21 protein-coding genes are annotated in these 18,631 nt (G+C 69.7%); 12 read left to right on the top strand and 9 right to left on the bottom strand.

Going from position 1 to position 18,631, the window contains the following annotated elements:
• Positions 1 to 4: 4 nt before the first annotated feature.
• The gene (locus tag BDK63_RS16080) at positions 5 to 673 is read left to right on the top strand and encodes a DUF1007 family protein (protein WP_183333781.1); all 669 of its coding nucleotides are present in this window, start codon (positions 5 to 7) and stop codon (positions 671 to 673) included.
• Complete coding sequence (locus BDK63_RS16075) at positions 664 to 1,701, top strand: nickel/cobalt transporter (protein WP_183333779.1); 1,038 nt, start codon at positions 664 to 666, stop codon at positions 1,699 to 1,701. Before BDK63_RS16080 ends, BDK63_RS16075 begins: the two co-directional genes overlap by 10 nt.
• On the opposite strand, the gene BDK63_RS16070 is transcribed toward BDK63_RS16075, so the two are convergent.
• Positions 1,683 to 2,132, bottom strand: a complete 450-nt coding sequence (locus BDK63_RS16070; RefSeq protein WP_183333776.1) for an HIT domain-containing protein — start codon at positions 2,130 to 2,132, stop codon at positions 1,683 to 1,685. The two genes, BDK63_RS16075 and BDK63_RS16070, sit on opposite strands and share 19 nt — an antisense overlap.
• Positions 2,133 to 2,256: 124 nt before the next feature.
• Here BDK63_RS16070 and BDK63_RS16065 point away from each other — a divergent pair, with 124 nt between their 5' ends.
• The 3 genes from BDK63_RS16065 (at position 2,257) to BDK63_RS16055 (ending at position 3,606) form a co-directional block, all read left to right on the top strand.
• Positions 2,257 to 3,003, top strand: a complete 747-nt coding sequence (locus BDK63_RS16065) for a sulfite exporter TauE/SafE family protein (RefSeq protein WP_183333774.1) — start codon at positions 2,257 to 2,259, stop codon at positions 3,001 to 3,003.
• 72 nt (positions 3,004 to 3,075) lie between these two features.
• Positions 3,076 to 3,207, top strand: a complete 132-nt coding sequence (locus BDK63_RS16060) for an entericidin A/B family lipoprotein (protein ID WP_183333772.1) — start codon at positions 3,076 to 3,078, stop codon at positions 3,205 to 3,207.
• 75 nt (positions 3,208 to 3,282) lie between these two features.
• Positions 3,283 to 3,606: an I78 family peptidase inhibitor gene (locus BDK63_RS16055; RefSeq protein ID WP_246386240.1), complete on the top strand. Its 324-nt coding sequence runs from the start codon at positions 3,283 to 3,285 to the stop codon at positions 3,604 to 3,606.
• Positions 3,607 to 3,612: 6 nt separating this feature from the next.
• Here BDK63_RS16055 and BDK63_RS16050 read toward each other — a convergent pair whose 3' ends face one another.
• The 5 genes from BDK63_RS16050 to BDK63_RS16030 all read right to left on the bottom strand — a co-directional run bounded on the left by BDK63_RS16050 (position 3,613) and on the right by BDK63_RS16030 (position 8,134).
• Positions 3,613 to 4,116 carry an acyl-CoA thioesterase gene (locus BDK63_RS16050; RefSeq protein ID WP_183333770.1) on the bottom strand — a complete coding sequence of 168 codons (504 nt, stop codon included), beginning with the start codon at positions 4,114 to 4,116 and terminating at the stop codon, positions 3,613 to 3,615.
• 25 nt (positions 4,117 to 4,141) lie between these two features.
• The gene (locus tag BDK63_RS16045; RefSeq protein ID WP_183333768.1) at positions 4,142 to 4,531 is read right to left on the bottom strand and encodes a DUF1622 domain-containing protein; all 390 of its coding nucleotides are present in this window, start codon (positions 4,529 to 4,531) and stop codon (positions 4,142 to 4,144) included.
• Positions 4,532 to 4,616: 85 nt separating this feature from the next.
• Entirely contained in the window at positions 4,617 to 5,927 is a 1,311-nt protein-coding gene (locus BDK63_RS16040) for a short-chain fatty acid transporter (RefSeq protein ID WP_183333765.1), read from the bottom strand.
• Positions 5,928 to 6,036: 109 nt separating this feature from the next.
• The gene (locus BDK63_RS16035; protein WP_183333763.1) at positions 6,037 to 7,410 is read right to left on the bottom strand and encodes an MATE family efflux transporter; all 1,374 of its coding nucleotides are present in this window, start codon (positions 7,408 to 7,410) and stop codon (positions 6,037 to 6,039) included.
• A gap of 103 nt (positions 7,411 to 7,513) precedes the next feature.
• The gene (locus BDK63_RS16030) at positions 7,514 to 8,134 is read right to left on the bottom strand and encodes an outer membrane beta-barrel protein (protein ID WP_183333761.1); all 621 of its coding nucleotides are present in this window, start codon (positions 8,132 to 8,134) and stop codon (positions 7,514 to 7,516) included.
• 212 nt (positions 8,135 to 8,346) lie between these two features.
• On the opposite strand from BDK63_RS16030, the gene BDK63_RS16025 reads away from it, so the two are divergent.
• Positions 8,347 to 8,661 carry a hypothetical protein gene (locus BDK63_RS16025; RefSeq protein ID WP_183333759.1) on the top strand — a complete coding sequence of 105 codons (315 nt, stop codon included), beginning with the start codon at positions 8,347 to 8,349 and terminating at the stop codon, positions 8,659 to 8,661.
• Positions 8,662 to 8,740: 79 nt separating this feature from the next.
• Here BDK63_RS16025 and BDK63_RS16020 read toward each other — a convergent pair whose 3' ends face one another.
• From BDK63_RS16020 to BDK63_RS16010, 3 genes are all read right to left on the bottom strand, one after another.
• The gene (locus BDK63_RS16020; protein WP_183333757.1) at positions 8,741 to 8,989 is read right to left on the bottom strand and encodes a YfhL family 4Fe-4S dicluster ferredoxin; all 249 of its coding nucleotides are present in this window, start codon (positions 8,987 to 8,989) and stop codon (positions 8,741 to 8,743) included.
• A gap of 88 nt (positions 8,990 to 9,077) precedes the next feature.
• Positions 9,078 to 9,557 carry a pantetheine-phosphate adenylyltransferase gene (gene coaD / locus BDK63_RS16015; protein WP_183333755.1) on the bottom strand — a complete coding sequence of 160 codons (480 nt, stop codon included), beginning with the start codon at positions 9,555 to 9,557 and terminating at the stop codon, positions 9,078 to 9,080.
• Positions 9,558 to 9,562: 5 nt separating this feature from the next.
• The gene (locus BDK63_RS16010; RefSeq protein ID WP_183333821.1) at positions 9,563 to 11,443 is read right to left on the bottom strand and encodes a beta-ketoacyl synthase; all 1,881 of its coding nucleotides are present in this window, start codon (positions 11,441 to 11,443) and stop codon (positions 9,563 to 9,565) included.
• A 361-nt stretch (positions 11,444 to 11,804) separates the two neighbouring features.
• On the opposite strand from BDK63_RS16010, the gene trmB reads away from it, so the two are divergent.
• The 6 genes from trmB to BDK63_RS15980 all read left to right on the top strand — a co-directional run bounded on the left by trmB (position 11,805) and on the right by BDK63_RS15980 (position 18,572).
• Entirely contained in the window at positions 11,805 to 12,506 is a 702-nt protein-coding gene (gene trmB / locus BDK63_RS16005) for a tRNA (guanine(46)-N(7))-methyltransferase TrmB (protein WP_183333753.1), read from the top strand.
• Positions 12,503 to 12,835, top strand: coding sequence for a DMT family transporter (locus BDK63_RS16000; RefSeq protein ID WP_183333819.1), 333 nt, complete (start codon positions 12,503 to 12,505; stop codon positions 12,833 to 12,835). Before trmB ends, BDK63_RS16000 begins: the two co-directional genes overlap by 4 nt.
• A 49-nt stretch (positions 12,836 to 12,884) precedes the next feature.
• Positions 12,885 to 14,312, top strand: a complete 1,428-nt coding sequence (gene dacB, locus BDK63_RS15995) for a D-alanyl-D-alanine carboxypeptidase/D-alanyl-D-alanine endopeptidase (RefSeq protein WP_183333817.1) — start codon at positions 12,885 to 12,887, stop codon at positions 14,310 to 14,312.
• Positions 14,313 to 14,321: 9 nt separating this feature from the next.
• On the top strand, positions 14,322 to 14,693 hold the full coding sequence (locus tag BDK63_RS15990) for a diacylglycerol kinase (RefSeq protein WP_183333751.1): 372 nt from the start codon (positions 14,322 to 14,324) through the stop codon (positions 14,691 to 14,693).
• Positions 14,694 to 14,768: 75 nt separating this feature from the next.
• Complete coding sequence (gene glnE / locus BDK63_RS15985) at positions 14,769 to 17,750, top strand: bifunctional [glutamate--ammonia ligase]-adenylyl-L-tyrosine phosphorylase/[glutamate--ammonia-ligase] adenylyltransferase (RefSeq protein WP_183333749.1); 2,982 nt, start codon at positions 14,769 to 14,771, stop codon at positions 17,748 to 17,750.
• Positions 17,751 to 18,047: 297 nt separating this feature from the next.
• On the top strand, positions 18,048 to 18,572 hold the full coding sequence (locus BDK63_RS15980) for a sugar ABC transporter substrate-binding protein (RefSeq protein ID WP_246386237.1): 525 nt from the start codon (positions 18,048 to 18,050) through the stop codon (positions 18,570 to 18,572).
• Positions 18,573 to 18,631 lie beyond the last annotated feature (59 nt).

Raw genomic sequence — 18,631 nt, 5'->3', positions numbered from 1 at the left:
GATCATGTTCGATGACCCGCGACGCCACCTCGCCCTGGCTGCCACGCTGCTGCTGTGCCTGGCCATGAGCGGCCTGGCCCAGGCGCACCCCCATGGCTGGATCGACCTGCGCATGCGCCTGGTGGTGGATGACGAGGGGCGCCTCACCGGGCTGCACCAGTCCTGGCGCATGGACCCCTTCTACAGCCTGGTGGTGCTCGAGGAGCTGGGGCGCGCCGAGGGCGAAGGCGGCCTCGAGGCAGGCCTCGACCAGCTCGGCCTCGAGATCCGCAACAACCTGGTCGACCAGGGCTACTTCACCGAGCTTCGCCTCGACGGCGAGCCCCTGGCCTTCGCCGAGGTCAACGACTACACCGTGCTGGAGCGTGGCGGGCGGGTGGAGTTCGTCTTCCTGCTGCCGCTGGAGACCCCGACGGCGCTGGACGGCCGGACGCTGCGCTACCAGGTGTTCGACCCGACCTACTACATCGAGGTGGTGCACGAGGAGGAGGACGGGGCGCCGGCGGACGACGCCCTGGCGGTGGGCGGCGAGCTCGACTGCGAGACGCATGTCCTGCCCGCCGACCCGGATCCCGCGAAGGTGATGGAGGCCGCGATGCTCGACGTCACCGACGAGGCCGAGCCCGGGCTCGGCCGCCACTTCGCCGAGACCGGGGAGGTGACATGCCGCTGACCCGAACCCGCCTGGCATGGCTCGTCGGTGGCCTGCTGCTGGCCGCCCTGGCCTGGCAGCTGCTGTTCCAGGGCGGCCTCCAGGGGCTCAGCCTGCAGCTGGTGGCCTGGCAGCGCGACTTCCACCGGGCGCTGACCCTGGCGATCACCGAGCTCTCCGGAACTCCTTCGCCGGCGACCTGGATGACCCTGCTCGGCATCAGCTTCGGCTACGGGGTCTTCCATGCCGCCGGCCCCGGCCACGGCAAGGCGGTGCTGACCACCTACCTGCTCTCCCAGGGCGGCGCGCGGCGTCGGGCCCTGGCGCTCTCCTTCGCCGCCTCGCTGCTGCAGGGGCTGGTGGCCATCGCCCTGGTGGTGGTGCTGGTGCACGGCCTGGGCTGGCTGACCCGCCAGGCCATGGGCAGCGTGGCCTGGGTGGAGCAGGCGAGCTTCCTCATGGTGACCCTGGTGGGGGCCTGGCTCTGCCTGAGGGCCATCCGCCAGCTGCGCGCCACCTCGGCCGTGGCAGGGGCCACCGCGGGCGAGGCGCATCACCCCCATGGGGCCCCTGTCCATGATCATGACCATGATGCGGCCTGCTGCGGGGGGCACCACCACGTGGACCCGCAGCAGGCCGGGGAGTGGCGCACCGCGCTGGCCACGGTGGTGGCCATCGGCATCCGCCCCTGCAGCGGGGGGGTGCTGCTGCTGGGGGCGGCCAGCCTGCTCGGCAACTTCGCGGTGGGGGTGGCGGCGGTGCTGGTGATGTCGCTGGGTACCGCGCTAACCGTCTCGGCCCTGGCCCTGGCCAGCGTGGTCGCCCGCGGCTGGGCGGAGCGTCGGCTGGCCGGCCAGCGCCAGGCGCGCCGCGCCGGTCGACTGCTCGGCTGGGCCGCCCTGGCGGGCGGGCTGGCCATCATGGCCCTGGGGGTGTCGCTGACCCTGACCGGCGTCAGCCAGCCGGCGGGCGCACCGCTGCTGGGCGAGCCGCCCTCGCGCGGCGCGCCCGCCCAGTCGGCCCCGGCGGGTCACCCCTTCGGCGGCTGAGCCGGCGCCGGTTCGAGGTCCAGTCCCTCCACCTCGGCCAGCAGGCGGTCGCGCATCTCGACCAGGGCGTCCATGTCATAGGGGATCGCTTCGCCCTGGCCCCATACCGGCCCCGGCCAGGCATCGTCACCCCGGCGTCGCACGATCACGTGCAGGTGCAGCTGGGCCACCACGTTGCCCAGGGTGGCGATATTGAGCTTGTCGCCCCCCATCACCGCCTTGAGCACGCGCCCCACCGCCGTTCCCTCCCGCCACAGCTGCTGCTGCTCGTCCTCGTCGAGATCGAAGACCTCGCTCGCACCGTGGCGGCGCGGCACCAGCACCAGCCAGGGGTAGCGGGTGTCGTTCATCAGCCGCAGCTGGCAGAGCGGCAGCTCGGTCACCGGGTAGGTGTCTGCCACCAGGCGGGCGTCCGTTTCGAAATCGGCCATGGGCGGTCTCCTCTCGCGTGGCGCTTTCCTGTCGGCATCATGGCACACAACGCCCGGCGAGTTTCCCCCTCGTGGCGGGGGGATTATGCTGTGCGGCCTGCCATCGGAGGACAAGGATGCCCGCATGACCCTGCTCGAAGCGCTCGCCCTGCTGGCGATCGGCACCGTGGCCGGCTTCATCAACGTGCTCTCGGCGGGCGGCTCGATGCTGACCCTGCCGCTGCTGATGTTCCTGGGCCTGCCGGCCCAGGAGGCCAACGGCACCAACCGCGTCTCCATCGTGCTGCAGAGCCTCTCCGCGGTGACCAGCTTCTTCCGCGCCGGTGCCCGCCATGTGGCGCTGTCGCTGCGGCTCTCGGTGCCGGCGGTGGTCGGCTCGCTGATCGGGGCCTGGCTGGCCCTGCAGACCGGCGATGCCCTCTTCGAGGCGATCCTGATCGCGGTGATGGCGGGGTCGGCGGTGCTGATGCTGCTGCCCCAGCCGCGACTGGAGACCCGCCCGCTCACGGCGGAGCGCCTCACGCCGACGGTTACCCTGGCGATGTTCGCCATCGGCCTCTACGGCGGCTTCATCCAGGTCGGGGTGGGCGTGCTGTTCCTGGTGGTGCTCTACCGCATGCTCAAGATCGACCTGGCCCAGGTGAACGTCTTCAAGGTGCTGATCATCCTGGTCTACACCCTGCCGGCCCTGGCCCTGTTCCTGGTCAACGACCAGGTGCGCTGGGGCTATGGCCTGGTGCTGGCCGGCGGCAGCATGCTGGGCGCCTGGCTGGCGGTGAAGGTCAACATGAGCCCGCGGGGGGCCTTCGTGGTGAAGTGGCTCACCGTCGCGGTGATCGCTGCGATTATCCTGCGGCTGCTGCTGGGATAGCGCGGCAGAGTGCCGCCGGTAGTGCTAGATTGCATATGGGTATCCAAGATCCACCGGCAAGGAGGCAACTCAATGAAACGCACCATGGCCATCGTGCTGCTGTCGCTGTTCACCCTCTCGCTGCTTTCTGGCTGCAACACCTGGCGTGGTGTCGGCGAGGACATCGAGCAGGGCGGGGAAGCGATCCAGCGTTCCACCGACTGATCCGTTGCAAGGAACTGCCACAGGCCGGAGCGGGTTCCCCGCTCCGGCCTTTTCATCAAGGAAGAGGAGAAGGCCATGCCCCTCAGGTTGTTTACCACTGCCGTCGCTGCCGGTCTGATGCTGGCCGGCTGTGCCGGCCTGTCATCCACTCCGCCTCATGAGCCGGCGCCGCCGCCGCCCCGGGTCGAGACGAGTGCCGCCTGCGGGGCGGAGCGCGTGCAGGACCGGGTCGGGCGCGAGTACAGCGAGGCGCTGGGCGAGTCGATCCAGCGGGAGAGCCGGGCGGCGAGCCTGCGCGTCATCCGCCCCGGCCAGGCGGTCACCCTCGACTATCGCAGCGACCGCATCAACGTCCGCCTGGACGAGGACGATGTCATCACCGAGATCGGCTGCGGCTGACACTCCTCACTCCACGCCGTGCTCGGCCTGGGTGCGGCGTTCCTCCTCCTCGGCCTGCTTGCGCAGCTTCTTGCGCAGGGCCGCCTTCTCGAAGCGCAGCTTCTGCAGCCGGGTCGTCAGCGCCAGCGGGGGCACCGGCGCCGGCCTGCCGTCGTCGTCCACCGCCACCATGGTCAGGTAGCAGCTGTTGGTGTGGCGGATCACCTTGTGGCGGATGTCCTCGGCGACCACCTTGATGCCGACCTCCATGGAGGAGCGACCCACGTGGTTGACGCTGGCCAGGAAGGTGACCAGCTCGCCGACGTGGATCGGCTGCTTGAACAGCACCTGATCCACGGAGAGGGTCACCACGTAGTGGCCGGCATAGCGGCTGGCACAGGCGTAGGCCACCTCGTCGAGCTTCTTGAGGATGGCACCGCCATGCACCTTGCCGCTGAAGTTGGCCATGTCGGGAGTCATCAGGACGGTCATGCTCAGCTCGTGCTGACCGGGCAGGGCAGTCTCTTCCATGGGCGGGGTCCTCGTGGCAGGGGGCTCAGGCGTCGCCGGGCTCATCGTCGTGACTGCGGCGCCGCTGGGGTGGGTGGGGGGGACGCCATGGCCAGTGGCCTTCCACCTCCACATGGAGGGTGAAGCCGAGAAAGGCGCGGATCAGCACCACGGCGGCCAGGGTGGCCACGTGCTCGCCGCTGTTCATGACGATCACCGTCTTGATCAGGTCACCGGCGATCAGGAAGTCCAGCCCCAGCAGGATCGAGCGTCCGATGCCGTGGCGATACTCCAGGTAGGCGTTGCGGTTGTCGTAGAAGTTGCGGTGCTTGAGGAAGCGCCAGGTCGCGATGGCAAAGCCCGCGACGATGATCATCACCCCCAGCGTCTCGATGACCAGGGTGACGGTCGTGATCACGGCGAGGAAGAGCGACATCGGCGGGCTCCCGTCGGGCGGGCCGGCGGCCCGTGGAACAGGATCCCCGGCGCCGGGCCGGGGATCCTCGGGGGCAGGGCGGGGCTCAGAACCAGGTGAGGCCCACCGAGATGATCGCCCCGGTGATGAACAGCTGGATCAGGCAGAAGCCCATGATGTCCTTGGCCTTGAGGCCGGCGATGGCCAGCACCGGCAGCGCCCAGAACGGCTGCAGCAGGTTGGTCCAGGCGTCGCCCCAGGCCACCGACATGGCCACCCGCGACACGTCCACGCCCAGCGCCTCGGCGGCGGGCAGCATGACCGGCGCCTGCACGGCCCACTGGCCGCCGCCGGAGGGGACGAAGAGGTTGACGATGCCGGCGCTGAGGAAGGACCAGAAGGGCAGCGAGGTCTCGGTGGCGAAGGAGACCAGCGCCTCGGACATGGTGGCCGCGAGGCCGGACTGCACCATGATCGCCATGATCCCGGCGTAGAAGGGGAACTGGATGACGATGCCGGCGCCGCCCTTGATCGCCTCGTTGAGGCTCTCGAGCAGGCTGCGCGGGGTGCGGTGCAGCACGATGGCCAGGAACAGGAACAGGAAGTTGACGATGTTCAGGTTGAGGCCGCCGCCGCGCAGCAGGAAGTGGTCGAGGAGGAAGAGCAGCCCGGGGATGCCGACCAGCCAGGCGAGGGTCACGCTGTTCTCGAGCCGCTCGGCCGGCCGGGTGATACGCACCCGGGTCTCCTCGTCATCGCCCAGCAGCTTGGGGTCGACGTAGACGCTCTCCTTGTCGTCGGGGAGCATCAGCCGGTTGACCAGCGGAATGCTGATGAACAGGCAGGCCACGATGGCCAGGTTGAAGAAGGCGAAGATGGTCGAGCCGGTGCCGATCACGCCGATCTGGTCGGCGCTGAAGTGGCCGTCGGTGGCGATGGTCAGCGGGATGGAGCCGGCCAGGCCGCCGTGCCAGACCACGAAGCCGGAGTAGGCGCTGGCCACCAGCAGGCGGTAGTCCACGCGCACCAGGCGGGCGAGCTCCTTGGCGAACAGCGCCCCCACCACCAGGCCGAAGCCCCAGTTGATCCAGCTGGCGGCCAGCGAGACATAGGTCACCAGCAGGATGGCGCCGCCGGGCCCCTTGGCCAGGGCGGCCAGGCGCTGCAGCAGCTTCTTCACCGGCGGCGAGCTGGCCAGCATGAAACCGGTGACCAGCACCAGCAGCATCTGCATGGAGAAGGTCAGCAGGTTCCAGAAGCCGTCGCCCCACATGCGCATCACCGCCAGCGGGGTCTGGCGCTCCACGGCGATGGCGGCGGCCGCGGCGATGATGGTCAGCAGCAGCACGAAGATGTAGGGGTCGGGCAGGTAGCGTTCGACCAGCTTGACGGCCGGTCTCGACAGGGCCTTGAGCATGGGGGTTCCCTTCTTCTGTTATCGATATTGGCGTGTCACACAGAAAGTAGCGCAGTGACAGGCAGTTGCGCCACCCTTGCCTCAACGTTCGGGCCCCCGGGGCGGCCTGTCATGGCGATGGCGAGGCGGGATTCGGGCACCAGCGGTGGCGGCGATGGTGCCGGTAGTAGGCGCCCAGCACCGCCGAGCGCACCACGGCGAAGAGCAGGAAGGCCAGCCACAGGCCGTGGTTCTCCAGCGCCGGGGGCAGCATGGCCTGCAGCAGCCACCAGGCGGGCAGGTAGGCGGCCAGTCCGGCGAAGATGCTGTTGCGCATCTCGCGGATCGCGGTGGCGCCGATGAAGACCCCATCCAGCAGGTAGCTCCACACCGCGATCAGCGGCATCGCCACCATCCAGGGCAGGTAGTCGGCGGCGGTGGCGCGCACCTCCGGCAGGCCGGTGAGCAGGGCGATCAACCACTCGCCGCCCAGGGCGAAGGCCAGCGAGGCCGCCCCGGCGGTGAGCAGCGAGAAGCCGGCCGCGCTGCGCACCGCCTGGCCGAACTCGTCCCAGCGGCGGCGGCCCACGGCGCGACCGGTGATCGCCTCGGCGGCATGGGCGAAGCCGTCCAGGGCGTAGCTGGTCAGCATGATGAACTGCAGCAGCACGGCGTTGGCGGCGAGCACGGTGTCGCCCTGCGCCGCGCCGCGGGAGGTGAAGAAGGCCATGGCGAACAGCAGCCCCAGGGTACGCACGAAGAGGTTGGCATTGACCGAGAACAGCTCGGCGTAGGCGGTGAGCCGCAGCAGCCGTTCGCGCAGGAAGCGGCCCTCGAGCAGTTTCAACTGGCGCGACACCAGCCAGAGGCCGAAGGCCAGGGCGGTATAGTCCGCGATCACCGTGGCCCAGGCCACGCCGTCGCTGGTCATGCCCAGCCCCACCACGAAGAGCAGGTCGAGGGCGATATTGACCCCGTTGGTCAGCACCAGGATGGCCAGCGTCACCCGGGCGTTCTGCTGGCCCAGGAACCAGCCGAGGATGGCGTAGTTGGCCAGCACCGCCGGGGCCGAGAGGATGCGGATCTGGGCATACTCGGCGGCCAGGGCCGTGGCCACCTCGCTGCCGTCGAGCAGCCACAGGCCCAGCGCGATCAGCGGGCGGGAGAGCAGGATCAGCATCGCGCCGATGCCGGCCGCCAGCAGCAGCGACTGGCCCAGCAGGTTGCGCACCTCGCCGTCGTTCTCGCGGCCCACCGCCTGGGAGGTCAGCCCGGTGGTGCCCATGCGCAGGAAGCCGAACCCCCAGTAGAGGAAGCTGAACAGGGTGGCGCCCAGGGTCACCGCGGCCAGGTAGCGGGAGTCCGGCAGGTGGCCCACCACGGCGGTATCCACCAGCCCCAGCAGGGGCACGGTGATATTGGAGAGGATGATCGGCCAGGCCAGCGCCAGGATTCGCCGGCGGGCGGCCTCGGGGCGGGCGGCGTCGGGGGTGGAGCGGTTCACGACAGTCCTGCGGGCGGCGAAAACGCGCCATCTTGGCGCCGCCCATCCCGTAACGCAACCGCCCCGCGCGAGGGCGGGGCGGCGGCAGGGCAGTGGCGTTGGCTCAGAAGCGGTAGCCGATGCTGGCGGAGATCAGGTCGATCTCTAAGTCCTCGCCGCTCTCGCTGATATCGTAGCGCTCGAACTCCAGGCGCATCATGACCTGATTGACCACGTACTCTGCGCCGATGCCGTAGTATGGATCAGTACCATCTTCTCCATAACTTGCTGAGCCGGACTGCCCCATGAATTGCTCGCTTTCATTGAGATCGGCATCCCAGGCGATCAGGCCCAGCTTGCCGAAGACACTGAAGCCATCCTGGATAGGGAGCTTACCGACCAGAGCCGCTGTGAAGCCATCCATGCTCAGCTTGGCTTCTCCAGAGTAGCCGGGTGCCGAAGAGCTAGCGGTGAAGTCGCCGAAGTCCACGTAGCTGGCTTCCACGGCGAAGTTGGGGTTGAACTGATAGCCGGCAAACAGCTTGAAGGCAGTGTCGGTGTCGTCGGAACTGACATTGGGGTAGCCGAGGTCGCGATAGAATCCACCCATGTCGAATTTCAGCTTGGACTGCCCGAGAGCGGTACCCAGGTAGACGCCCTCGTCCGGCACGCCGGGATAGCTCTGGGCAAGGGCGGGGGTGGCGACCAGGGTGGCCAGGGCGGCGGTGGCGATCAGACGTTTCATCATGCGCTCCATTGCATGGTGGGGCAGGCGGGGCCTGCGGGTTGGGCTGGCGGCGAAAGCCGACTACCCTGATGTAAGATCCTGTGAAAGGATGTAACCTCGGGCATTCTAGAAGCTAACAATGGTTAGTGCCATACCCGGCGTATCGATTGGCTGGTACTGGCAGGGCGACAACGGCAGCAGAGACTGCAGGGAGCAGGGGAGTGAAAGCGATGGGCAAGCGGACCGTATTCTTCTTCGTACTGGCGCTGGTGGCGGCGCTGGGCAGCACGCCGGCGGTGGCTCAGCAGCAGCGGCTGGAGGCCCAGCCCAGCGGCGGGGCCATGGTGGCCGATGCGCTGATCGCCCGGCCGCTGCTGGCGGTGGCCACCGTGGCCGGCACCGCGGTGTTCCTGGTGTCGCTGCCCTTCACCGCCCTGGGGGGCGGGGTGGACACCGCCGCCGAGACGCTGATCAAGACCCCGGCCGAGGCGACCTTCCGGCGCTGCCTGGGCTGCACCGTCAGCAAGCGCGCCGACGAGCTGTAGGCAAGGGCCCGGAACGCAGAACGCCCCGCACGATGGCGGGGCGTTCTGCATTGCAGCAGGGGCTGGCGGAGGCCGGGCCTCAGGCCGCGGTGATGAGGCGATACTTCGCCATCAGCTCGTCGTGGCTCTCCTTGCGCTCGGGGTCCAGCGGAATGCAGTCCACCGGGCACACCTGCTGGCACTGGGGCTCGTCGTAGTGACCGACGCACTCGGTGCACAGGTTGGGATCGATGACGTAGATCTCTTCCCCCGGCGAGATGGCGCCGTTGGGGCATTCGGGCTCGCAGACGTCGCAGTTGATGCACTCGTCGGTGATCATCAGGGCCATGGGGTACCTCACGGAAGTCTCTGGCCGGCGCGATGGGCGTGCCCCGGCAGGGTGCTGTCTCGGCGCGGGTCAAGCCCGACCGTTCTGGTCAGGTATTGTAATGGCTCTTCAGCGCCGCGGCGACCCCGGGATGCACGTGCTGCGACACGTCGCCGCCCAGCTTGGCGATCTCGCGGATCAGGGTGGAGGAGATGTAGGAGTTCTCCACCGCCGGTGTCAGGAAGACGGTCTCGAGCTCCGGCATCTGGGCGCGGTTCATGTTGGCGAGCTGCAGCTCGTACTCGAAGTCCGAGACCGCCCGCAGGCCGCGCAGCAGGATCCGCGCCTGCTGCGCCTTCATGAACTCGGTCATCAGCCCCGAGAAGCCCACCACCTCGACGTTGTCCAGGCCGGCGACCACCTCCCGAGCCAGGGCGATCCGCGTATCGATGTCGAACGCCGGCCCCTTGCCGGGGCTCGAGGCGATGGCCACCACCACCTTGTCGAACAGGTGCGCGGCACGCTCGATCAGGTCGTAGTGCCCATTGGTGATGGGGTCGAAGGTGCCGGGATAGACGGCGATGTTCATCGGTGTCAGTCCTCGAGTCGGCCGAAGGGGTTGTCCACCGCCAGCGAGACGGGGCGGGCATACCCGGGGATGCGGATGGAGGTATCGCTGACCTCCAGCTCGGGGCCCTCCAGCACGCCCTCGCCGAAGCGGTAGCGGGCCTGGAACCGGCCGAGGTCGGCGCGGCGGCGATAGTCGGCGGCGGCCTCGCGGGTGGCCTCGCGGCGGGCCTGCCAGGCGGCCACGGCGGTCTCGCCATGGCGCTGCACCAGCAGCCGCTCGGTCACCCCCGGGGAGAGCACCACGCCGGTGGCATTGTTGCCGCCGAAGCCCTTGGCATTGATGAAGGCCGCATCCGCGGCGAAGCGCAGCGGGTCGCGGGAGAGCCGCAGGTGCTCCGCATGGACGTCATCGGCCACCGCATCCAGGGTGGCGATGCCCGGCAGCAGGCCGTGGGCGAAGCTGCCCAGGGCGCTGGCCATCTGGTCGCCGGCGGCGCTGCCCTGGGAGTGGCCGACGAAGGCCTTGACCGCCACCACCGGCCAGTCGTGGATACCGTAGGCCCGGGCCACCAGGTCGAAGACATGGGACTCGGTCACCCGGTTCTTGGGGGTGCTGGTGCCGTGGGCATGCAGGAAGGTGCGCTCGCGCAGGGCGCGCTCGCCCAGCATGTCGCGCACGAAGGCCGCGGCCTTGCCCAGGGTGATGTAGTTGCCGATGCCGGGGGCGGAGATGGAGCGCTTCCAGCCATCGGCGTTGACGAACACGGCGGGCACGCTGCCGAGGATCTCGGCCCCGACCTCCAGCGCCAGGCTGTCGTCCATCAGCATCACGAACTGGCTGGATTCGGCGATGGTGAAGCCGCAGTTGCGGGCGAAGGGGCGGCAGGCGCGCTGGTAGTCGGCATCGGTGAGCAGCTCCAGGGCGTCCAGGGCCTTGAGGCTGTCGTCGTCGGCCAGGGCACCCATGGCGCGGAAGCCCTCGATGATCTCCGGGGTGACCGGGGCGTCGGCGGTGCCGACCATCACCACCCGGCGGCGGCCGGCCTGGATGTCGTCCACCCCCAGGCGCAGGTTGTAGAGGAAGCTGGCGCAGGCGCCCAGCGCCGCGCCGGTGCCCCCCACGCTGCCCAGCACGTAGGCGTTGAGGAAGTCGGCGGGCATCTGGCCATAGCCCAGCGGCATCTGCTTGGAGGTGGCCCGGTTGCCGGAGACGAAGCTCTTGAGCAGGCCGCCCCAGCCCTCGTCGTCGAGCTGGCCGATGGAGTTGCCGGCATAGACGGCGACCGCGTCGGGGTCGAGCCGGTCGCGCAGGCTGTCCCAGGAGAGGCCGCTGTCACCGAGGCAGTCGCTGGCGGCGAAGATCGCCATGGAGAGCCCGCGGGGGTGGTGCACGCTGCGGTAGAGCGTGCTGGGCTCGAAGCCCGAGGGCAGCTGGCCGGCGGCGCGCACCTGGGCCTGGCGGGTCTCGGGCAGCATCACGTCCATGGGGCCGGCGGGAACGGTGACTTCCAGATGGTGGCGATCGAGCTCGCGCACCTGCCAGGTGGGCGGCAGGTCGTCCGGCAGCTGGCGACGGCGGATGCGGAAGGTCAGGGGGGAGTCCAGGGCGAGGCTGGCCCGGCGATTGGCCGGCAGGCCCTCGTCATTGAAGCGGGGGTCCTCGATGCGGCGGATCAGGGTGTGGTCGAGCACCTGCTGCCGGGTCTGGGCGACGATGGAGGCCGCGTCGAGCGGCTGGCCCATGGCATCCTTCCAGCTGCCGTCCTCCTGGCCGCTGGCCAGGCGCATCATGGCTGCCAGGCCCAGCAGGGTCCGGGCCTGGTCGTCTTCGGACAGGGCGTCGAGCACGGTGCGCCGGAACGCCTGGTGGCCCGAGGTTCTGCCGGCGGGATTCACACCGCCCATGCCGACGATCACCGGTAAATGTGACAAGCCGGGTTCCTCGTTGTGCTGTTGATGTCTGCGAGTCGTTATAGGTATCAGGCCATGGATCATAGCACCCGGCCCGCGGCGGCGTCATGCGGCGGCGGCGGCCATCGGGCAGTGGCCGGCACCCGCCGGCAGTGAAACGAATGTTTGAAATTCGCGCCCCGCCATGCCAGGATGAAACGGCTGTTTGAGTCATGCGAGTGGTCATGGGCGCGCCTCACCGGGGTGCGCCTTTTTTCATTCCCGTTTTCATTCCCGGCGACACACCGGGCAACGACCTGCCCGAGTGCGCCGAGGCTGTTAGAATGCCGGGTCCTTTCGTCGTCCGGTTGCCGCCATGCCTGCCAGCTCCCGCGCCATCGTCACCAACCAGTCCGGTCCCCACCAGGACCTGGCGCGCCGGGTGTCGCGTGCCCTCGAGCACCCGCTGCGCAAGCCGGTGGCCGACCATACCCGGGAAGCCTTCGCGGCGGCCTCCCGCTGGCTCGCCGATCGCGCCGACCGACCGCTGATCCTCGACGCCGGCTGCGGCGTGGGGCTTTCCACCCGCCGGCTGGCCGAGCGCTTTCCCGACCATGCGGTGATCGGCATCGATCGCAGCGCTGACCGGCTGTCTCGTGACCATGGCGCCCTGCCCGACAACGCCCTGCTGGTGCGCGCCGACCTGGTGGACTTCTGGCGCCTGGCGTTGGCCGCGGGCTGGCGCCCGGCGCGCCACTACCTGCTCTACCCCAACCCCTATCCCAAGGCGGCCCACCTCAAGATGCGCTGGCAGGGGCACCCGGTGTTCCCGGTGATCCTGGCCCTGGGCGGCCGGCTGGAGCTGCGCTCGAACTGGCGCCTCTACGTGGAGGAGTTCGCCCTGGCGCTGACCCAGGCGACCGGGATCGTGGCGGAGGCGTCGCGCTACCGGCCGGGCGACGCCTTCCTGACGCCCTTCGAGGCGAAGTACCACGCCAGCGGCCAGGCGCTCTGGCGGCTGGTGGTGGAGCTGCCCCACGCCCCCGACCGGGTTCCCGCCCTGCAAGGAGAGTCCTGATGCCCTTCGTCTACCTGGCCCTGGCCATCGTCGCCGAGGTGGTCGGCACCACCGCCCTCAAGGCCACGGACGGCTTCACCCGGCTATGGCCCAGCGTCCTGGTGGCGGTCAGCTACCTGCTGGCCTTCTATCTGCTGTCGCTGGTGCTGCGCAGCATTCCGGTGGGCATCGCCTATGCGATCTGGGCGGGGCTGGGGATCGTGCTGGTCGCCGCGGTGGGGGTGGTGGTCTATGGCCAGCGTCCCGACCTGCCCGCGCTGCTGGGCATGGCGATGATCATCGGCGGCGTGGTGGTGATTCAGCTTTTCTCCTCGGTCTCGGGTCACTAGGCTAGAGCCCGTCCATTCCCTGGCTGCCGGGTAACGTTTCATGTCCGTGATGCTGCGACTCCCCCTCCTGCTGGCCCTGCTGCTGCCGCTGGCCGCCCACGCCTCGGGCTTCGCCGAGCTCGGCCGGCTGGCCGACAAGGGCTTCCTGATCGGCGCCGAGGCCCGCCTGCTCGACGACCGCGAGGTGCTGGGGGCCATCGAGCCCGAACGCCAGCTCTCGCCGGCCTCGGTGAGCAAGTCCTACCTGGCGGCGGCGGCGCTGGATCGCTGGGGCCCCCAGCACCGCTTCACCACCCGCCTGGTCAGCGAGGCGAAGCCCGATGGCGAGGGAGCCCTGGAGGGTGACCTGATCCTCGATGGCGGCGGCGACCCCTCGCTGACCACCGAGGACCTGTGGCGGCTCACCCAGCGCCTGCACCAGCGCGGCGTGCGCCGGGTGGAGGGCCGGCTGGTGGTCAGCCAGTGGCGCTTCGGGCCGGTGGAGTGCATCACCACGGATCGCTGCGATGCCCGCCAGCGGGTGGCCAATGCCTACAGCGCGCTGCTCTCCTCGGCGGGGGTCAACTACGGCAGCTGGTGCGTCAGCGTGGCGCCGGCGGCCTCCCCCGGCCAGCCGGCACGGGTCACCAGCTGCGACAGCCAGGCGACCCTGGTGGAGATCGACAACCGGGTCGAGACCAAGCCCGACAACAGCGGCACCGAGCTCAACGCCGAGCGGGTGACCCGCGAGGGGCGTGACGTGATGGTGGTGCGCGGCCAGATCTCCACCAACGCCAGGCCCCGTGACATCTACCGGGCGAGCTCCGACCCGGCCGGCCAGACGGCCGCGACCCTGCTGGCGATGCTCGATCAGGCCGGCATCGCGGTGAGCGAGGGGGCCATCACCAGCGAGGCCGAGCCGCCGGCCGCGGCCCATGCCCTGGCCGCGGTGGACGGCATGCCGCTGCAGGAGCTGCTGCTGCGGGTCATGAACTACTCCAACAACTTCATGGCCGACATGCTGGCCCTGAACCTGGTGGAGACGCCCCGCGGCGACCTTCGCCTGGGGGGCGCGGCCATCGAGGCATTCGTCGCCGGCATTCCCGACCACGGCCCGCTGACCCTGCTCAGCGGCAGCGGGCTGACCCCCGAGAACCGTACCTCGGCCCGGGGCGCCAACGCCCTGCTGGAGAGCATGTTCCACCGCGCGGCGCTCTTCCCCAGCTTCGTGGCCACCCTGCAGTCGCCCGACAACGGGGTGATGCGCTTCATCCGCCGGGGGCCGCCCGCCTTCCAGCAGCAGGTGATGCTCAAGACCGGCACCCTCAACCAGCCGGTGTCGGTGCGCGCCCTGAGCGGCTACTTCCGCACCCGCAGCGGACGCTGGGGGGTGTTCAGCGTGCTGGTCAACGGCACCGGCAGCACGCCCTACCTGAGCTGGTCGCAGGTCCTGGACCCGCTGTCGCTGGACCTGGAACGCATGATCGAGGCGCATTGAGGACATGGCATGAAACCTGGACACACCGGCTGGCGGCACCTGATCCACTCCACCCGCTACTCCCTCAAGGGGCTGCGGGCGGCGTGGCGCAACGAATCGGCCTTCCGCCAGGAGCTCGCCCTCTGCGGGCTGCTGCTGCCGCTGGCCTGGTGGATCGGCCAGGGGCCGGTGGAGTGGATCCTGCTGGTCGGCAGCTGCCTGCTGGTGCTGATCGTGGAGCTCATCAACAGCGCCATCGAGAGCGTGGTGGACCGCATCGGTACCGAGCACCACGAGCTCTCCGGGCGCGCCAAGGACATCGGCTCCGCCGCGGTGATGCTGGCGCTGTTCCTGGCCGGGTTCACCTGGGTGCTGCTGGCCTGGCAGAAGTTCCTGGGCTGATTCGCCGTGCCGGGTGCCGCTGGCGCCTGGCCTTCGCTATGCTGGGGGCATTCGTCCCCCGGATGCGAGACGCCCATGGCCCTTTCCGACGACTTCCTGCCGCTGTTCGATATTCCCGAGCCCCTCAAGGCGCCGCTGGGACACGTGCATCGGCGCCTGGCCGAGGCCCTCGAGCAGGCCGACAACCTGGCCGGGATGACCGGGCGGGAGTCGCCGCTGGAGGACTGGCAGGGGCTCTCGACGGAACGCCGGGAGCAGCTGGCGCGGGTGCTCTCGGTGTCGGACTTCGTCGCCGAGACCCTGGTGCGCTACCCGGAGTGGCTGCTGCACCTGGATGCCAGCGGCGAGCTGGACACCGCCCCCGACGCCGAGGTGCTGCGCGACTGGCTCGAGGAGCGGCTGGAGGCCGCCGAGGACGAGGCCGCCATGCAGGCGGCGATCCGACGCTTCCGGCGCGCGCGGATGACCGGCATCGTCTGGCGTGACCTGACCCGCCCCGAGGGGATCGACATGTGGGCCACTGCGGCTGCGGTGTCGCGGCTGGCCGAGACCTGCCTGGAGGGGGCGCTCACCTGGCTGGAGCGCTTCCTCGAGCCGCGCTGGGGGCGCCCGGCGCCCCGACGCGACGGCAGCGAGCAGCGCCTGGTGGTGCTGGGCATGGGCAAGCTGGGGGCCGGCGAGCTCAACCTCTCCTCCGACATCGACCTGATCTTCGCCTTTCCCGAGAAGGGCGAGACCGAGGGGGGCCGCAAGTCCCTGGAGCACCAGGAGTACTTCACCAAGCTGGGGCAGCGGCTGATCGGCGCCCTGGACGCGGTGACCGCCGACGGCTTCGCCTTCCGGGTCGACATGCGCCTGCGCCCGCTGGGCGATGGTGGGCCCCTGGTGGGCAGCTTCAGCTCGCTTTCCGGCTACTACCAGGACCAGGGGCGCGAGTGGGAGCGCTACGCCATGCTCAAGGCGCGCCCGGTGGCCGGCGACCTCGACGCCGGCGCCGAGCTGCTGGCCAGCCTGCGGCCCTTCGTCTACCGCCGCTATCTCGACTTCGGCGCCATCGAGTCGCTGCGCGAGCTCAAGGGCATGATCAACCGCGAGGTGCGCCGCAAGGGCATGGAGGGCAACATCAAGCTCGGCCCCGGCGGCATCCGCGAGGTGGAGTTCGTGGTGCAGGCCTTCCAGCTGATCCGCGGCGGGCGCGATACCGAGCTGCAGGTCACCTCGCTGAGGACCGCCCTGACGCGGCTGCCCGAGCTCGGCCTGCTGCCCGCCGAGGTGGTCGAGGAGCTTACCCCCGACTATGTGTTCCTGCGCGACCTGGAGCATGTGCTGCAGGCCCTTGAGGATCGCCAGACCCAGAGCCTGCCCGACGACGACCTGGACCGGGAGCGGGTGGCCCTGGCCCTGGACATGGAGGACTGGCCCGCGGTCATGGCCCGCCTCGACGAGGTACGGGCCCGGGTACGCCGGCACTTCGATGCGGTGATCGCCGATCCGGAGGAGGAGGTCGAGGAGGGCGACGCCGGCCAGGAGGAGGGTATCGCCCTGGAGAGCTGGCGCGCCCTGTGGCGCGGCGAGCTCGACGCGGAGGAGGTCGCCGAGCTGCTCGAGGAGGCCGGCTTCGAGGACCCCGCGGCGGCGGCCCGGCGCCTGCACGGGCTCTACCAGTCGCGCCAGGTCCAGGGCATGCAGCGCATCGGCTACGAGCGGCTGGAGGCGCTGATGCCGCTGCTGATGGATGCCGTGGCGGAGAGCGAGGCGCCGGACACGGCGCTGGAGCGGGTGCTGCCGCTGGTCGAGTCGGTGCTGCGGCGCACCGCCTACCTGGCGCTGCTGCGCGAGAACCCCGACGCCCTGGGCCACCTGATGTCGCTCTGCTCGTCCAGCCCCTGGATCGCCGAGCAGCTGGCCCGCTACCCGATCCTGCTCGACGAGCTGCTCACTCCGGAGACCCTCTACACGCCGGCCGACAAGGAGCGGCTCTCCGACGAGCTGTGCCAGGCGCTGGGGCGGATTCCCGAGGAGGACGAGGAGGCCCAGCTGGAGGCCCTGCGGGTGTTCAAGCACGCCCAGGTGCTGCACGTGGCGGCCTCCGATATTGCCGGCACCCGCCACCTGATGAAGGTCAGCGACTACCTGACCTTCATCGCCGAGGTGATCCTCGAGGCGGTGCTGGCCATGGCCTGGAAGCACCTGACCCGCAAGCACGGCTTCCCGGAGCGCGCCGAGGGCGGCCGTGCCGGCCATGCCCCGGAATTCCTGGTGGTCGGCTACGGCAAGCTCGGCGGCATCGAGCTCGGCTACGGCTCCGACCTGGACCTGGTGTTCATCCATGACGGCGCCCCCCGCGGCAGCACCGACGGCAAGCGCCCGCTGGACAACCCGGTGTTCTTCACCCGGCTGGGCCAGCGCATCATCCACCTGCTCACCGCGGTGACCCCCGCCGGCAGCCTCTACGAGGTGGACATGCGGCTGCGTCCCTCCGGCAACTCGGGGCTGCTGGTCAGCTCCCTGGAGGCCTTCGCCGAGTACCAGCGCCGCGATGCCTGGACCTGGGAGCACCAGGCGCTGGTGCGCGCCCGGGTGGTGGCGGGCCACGAGCGGCTGGCGGCCCGCTTCGCCGAGATCCGCGGCGAGATCCTCGGGCGCGAGCGCGAGCTTCCGGCGCTGCGCGACGAGGTGGTGAAGATGCGCCACAAGATGCGCGACCACCTGGGCGGCAAGAGCGGGGAGGGCGAGTTCGACCTCAAGCACGACCCCGGCGGCATGGTCGACATCGAGTTCCTCTGCCAGTTTGCCGTGCTCTCCATGGGCCACGAGACGCCCGAGCTGCTGCAGTGGAGCGACAACATGCGCCTGCTCGAGACCCTGGAGGCCACCGGCCGCCTGCCCGCCGAGGAGTGCCGGCGCCTGCGCGAGGCCTACCTGGCGCTGCGCAGCGCCGCCCACCGCGCCTCGCTGACCCGCGAGCCCGCCCGTGGCCGCACGGAGGCGTTCGAGGCCCATCGCCAGGCGGTCATCGCGGCCTGGGAGCGGCTGCTGGAGCCGCCGGCCTCCTGACCCTCGCCAGGCCCGGCTGTGCCCGGCCGGCCCCGTTCCGTTGCTTCCCCGCCATGCTGAAGGCCCCGACCGTCACGACGGTCGGGGCCTGTTCATGTGGTGGCCGACCGCTGTTTCCCCCTCATGGCAGAAATAACCAGAATGGCCATTTTTCGCCTCCCGCCTCGTTGCCGTGCGCTCTCCCCGGGCCATAAGCTTCATTCACCCTGACGGGCAGCCGCCCAGGTCAGCGAAGCAACGCCAGATTGCCAATACAACAGGCTATTACAACAAGCCATTACAACAACGGGTGACACCATGTTCTACAAGACAGCGCTAGCCACCAGTGTGCTCCTCCTTTCCTCGGGCATCGCCCACGCCGAGACGACATATCGGATCGGCATTACCCAGAATAATGTCGGCGTCGACAGCTATCAGACCACCTACGAAAGCGCCTTCGAGGAGGCCGCGGAGGCGGCGGGGAATGTCGATGTCGTGGTGCTCGATGCCGGTGGCGATGTCGCTCGCCAGATCGGCCAGATGCAGGACCTCGTCCAGCAGCAGGTCGACGCCATCATCATCTGGCCGACCAATGGCCAGGCGGTCATTCCCGCCATTCGCCAGGCCTACAACGCCGGTATTCCGGTGGTGGTGACCAACTCCAAGATCGCCGAGGCCGGGCTCGACTTCATTGCGGCCTTTTCCGGTCCGGACAACGTCCAGCAGGGCATCTCGTCCGCCGAGATGATGTGCGATGCCCTGGGGGGCGAGGGCCAGATCGTGCAGATCTCCGGTCAGCCGGGCTATCCCGGATATTGCACCGGGCATGAAAAAGGCGGCTGAAAATCGATTATAATTCAAGCTCCTACACAAGAATCAACCGCATCAGCCGCCATGACGAA

Source organism: Halomonas campaniensis, from assembly GCF_014193375.1.
In the GTDB taxonomy this organism is placed as follows: Bacteria; Pseudomonadota; Gammaproteobacteria; order Pseudomonadales; family Halomonadaceae; genus Halomonas; species Halomonas campaniensis.
The sequence above is the reverse complement of the archived record's forward strand: the minus strand, read 5'-3'. Positions and strand labels throughout refer to the sequence as shown.

Bases quoted from the DNA above. Each gene is read 5' to 3' on its own strand.
- BDK63_RS16040 (WP_183333765.1), bottom strand. From the start codon at position 5,927: ATGCTCAAGGCCCTGTCGAGACCGGCCGTCAAGCTGGTCGAACGCTAC.
- BDK63_RS16050 (WP_183333770.1), bottom strand. From the start codon at position 4,116: ATGGAAGAGACTGCCCTGCCCGGTCAGCACGAGCTGAGCATGACCGTC.
- BDK63_RS15990 (WP_183333751.1), top strand. From the start codon at position 14,322: ATGAAACCTGGACACACCGGCTGGCGGCACCTGATCCACTCCACCCGC.
- BDK63_RS16060 (WP_183333772.1), top strand. From the start codon at position 3,076: ATGAAACGCACCATGGCCATCGTGCTGCTGTCGCTGTTCACCCTCTCG.
- BDK63_RS16075 (WP_183333779.1), top strand. From the start codon at position 664: ATGCCGCTGACCCGAACCCGCCTGGCATGGCTCGTCGGTGGCCTGCTG.
- BDK63_RS16020 (WP_183333757.1), bottom strand. From the start codon at position 8,989: ATGGCCCTGATGATCACCGACGAGTGCATCAACTGCGACGTCTGCGAG.
- dacB (WP_183333817.1), top strand. From the start codon at position 12,885: ATGCTGCGACTCCCCCTCCTGCTGGCCCTGCTGCTGCCGCTGGCCGCC.
- BDK63_RS16025 (WP_183333759.1), top strand. From the start codon at position 8,347: ATGGGCAAGCGGACCGTATTCTTCTTCGTACTGGCGCTGGTGGCGGCG.
- trmB (WP_183333753.1), top strand. From the start codon at position 11,805: ATGCCTGCCAGCTCCCGCGCCATCGTCACCAACCAGTCCGGTCCCCAC.
- glnE (WP_183333749.1), top strand. From the start codon at position 14,769: ATGGCCCTTTCCGACGACTTCCTGCCGCTGTTCGATATTCCCGAGCCC.
- BDK63_RS16045 (WP_183333768.1), bottom strand. From the start codon at position 4,531: ATGTCGCTCTTCCTCGCCGTGATCACGACCGTCACCCTGGTCATCGAG.
- BDK63_RS16030 (WP_183333761.1), bottom strand. From the start codon at position 8,134: ATGAAACGTCTGATCGCCACCGCCGCCCTGGCCACCCTGGTCGCCACC.
- BDK63_RS16070 (WP_183333776.1), bottom strand. From the start codon at position 2,132: ATGGCCGATTTCGAAACGGACGCCCGCCTGGTGGCAGACACCTACCCG.
- BDK63_RS16065 (WP_183333774.1), top strand. From the start codon at position 2,257: ATGACCCTGCTCGAAGCGCTCGCCCTGCTGGCGATCGGCACCGTGGCC.
- BDK63_RS16055 (WP_246386240.1), top strand. From the start codon at position 3,283: ATGCCCCTCAGGTTGTTTACCACTGCCGTCGCTGCCGGTCTGATGCTG.
- BDK63_RS16010 (WP_183333821.1), bottom strand. From the start codon at position 11,443: ATGGGCGGTGTGAATCCCGCCGGCAGAACCTCGGGCCACCAGGCGTTC.
- BDK63_RS16080 (WP_183333781.1), top strand. From the start codon at position 5: ATGTTCGATGACCCGCGACGCCACCTCGCCCTGGCTGCCACGCTGCTG.
- BDK63_RS15980 (WP_246386237.1), top strand. From the start codon at position 18,048: ATGTTCTACAAGACAGCGCTAGCCACCAGTGTGCTCCTCCTTTCCTCG.
- coaD (WP_183333755.1), bottom strand. From the start codon at position 9,557: ATGAACATCGCCGTCTATCCCGGCACCTTCGACCCCATCACCAATGGG.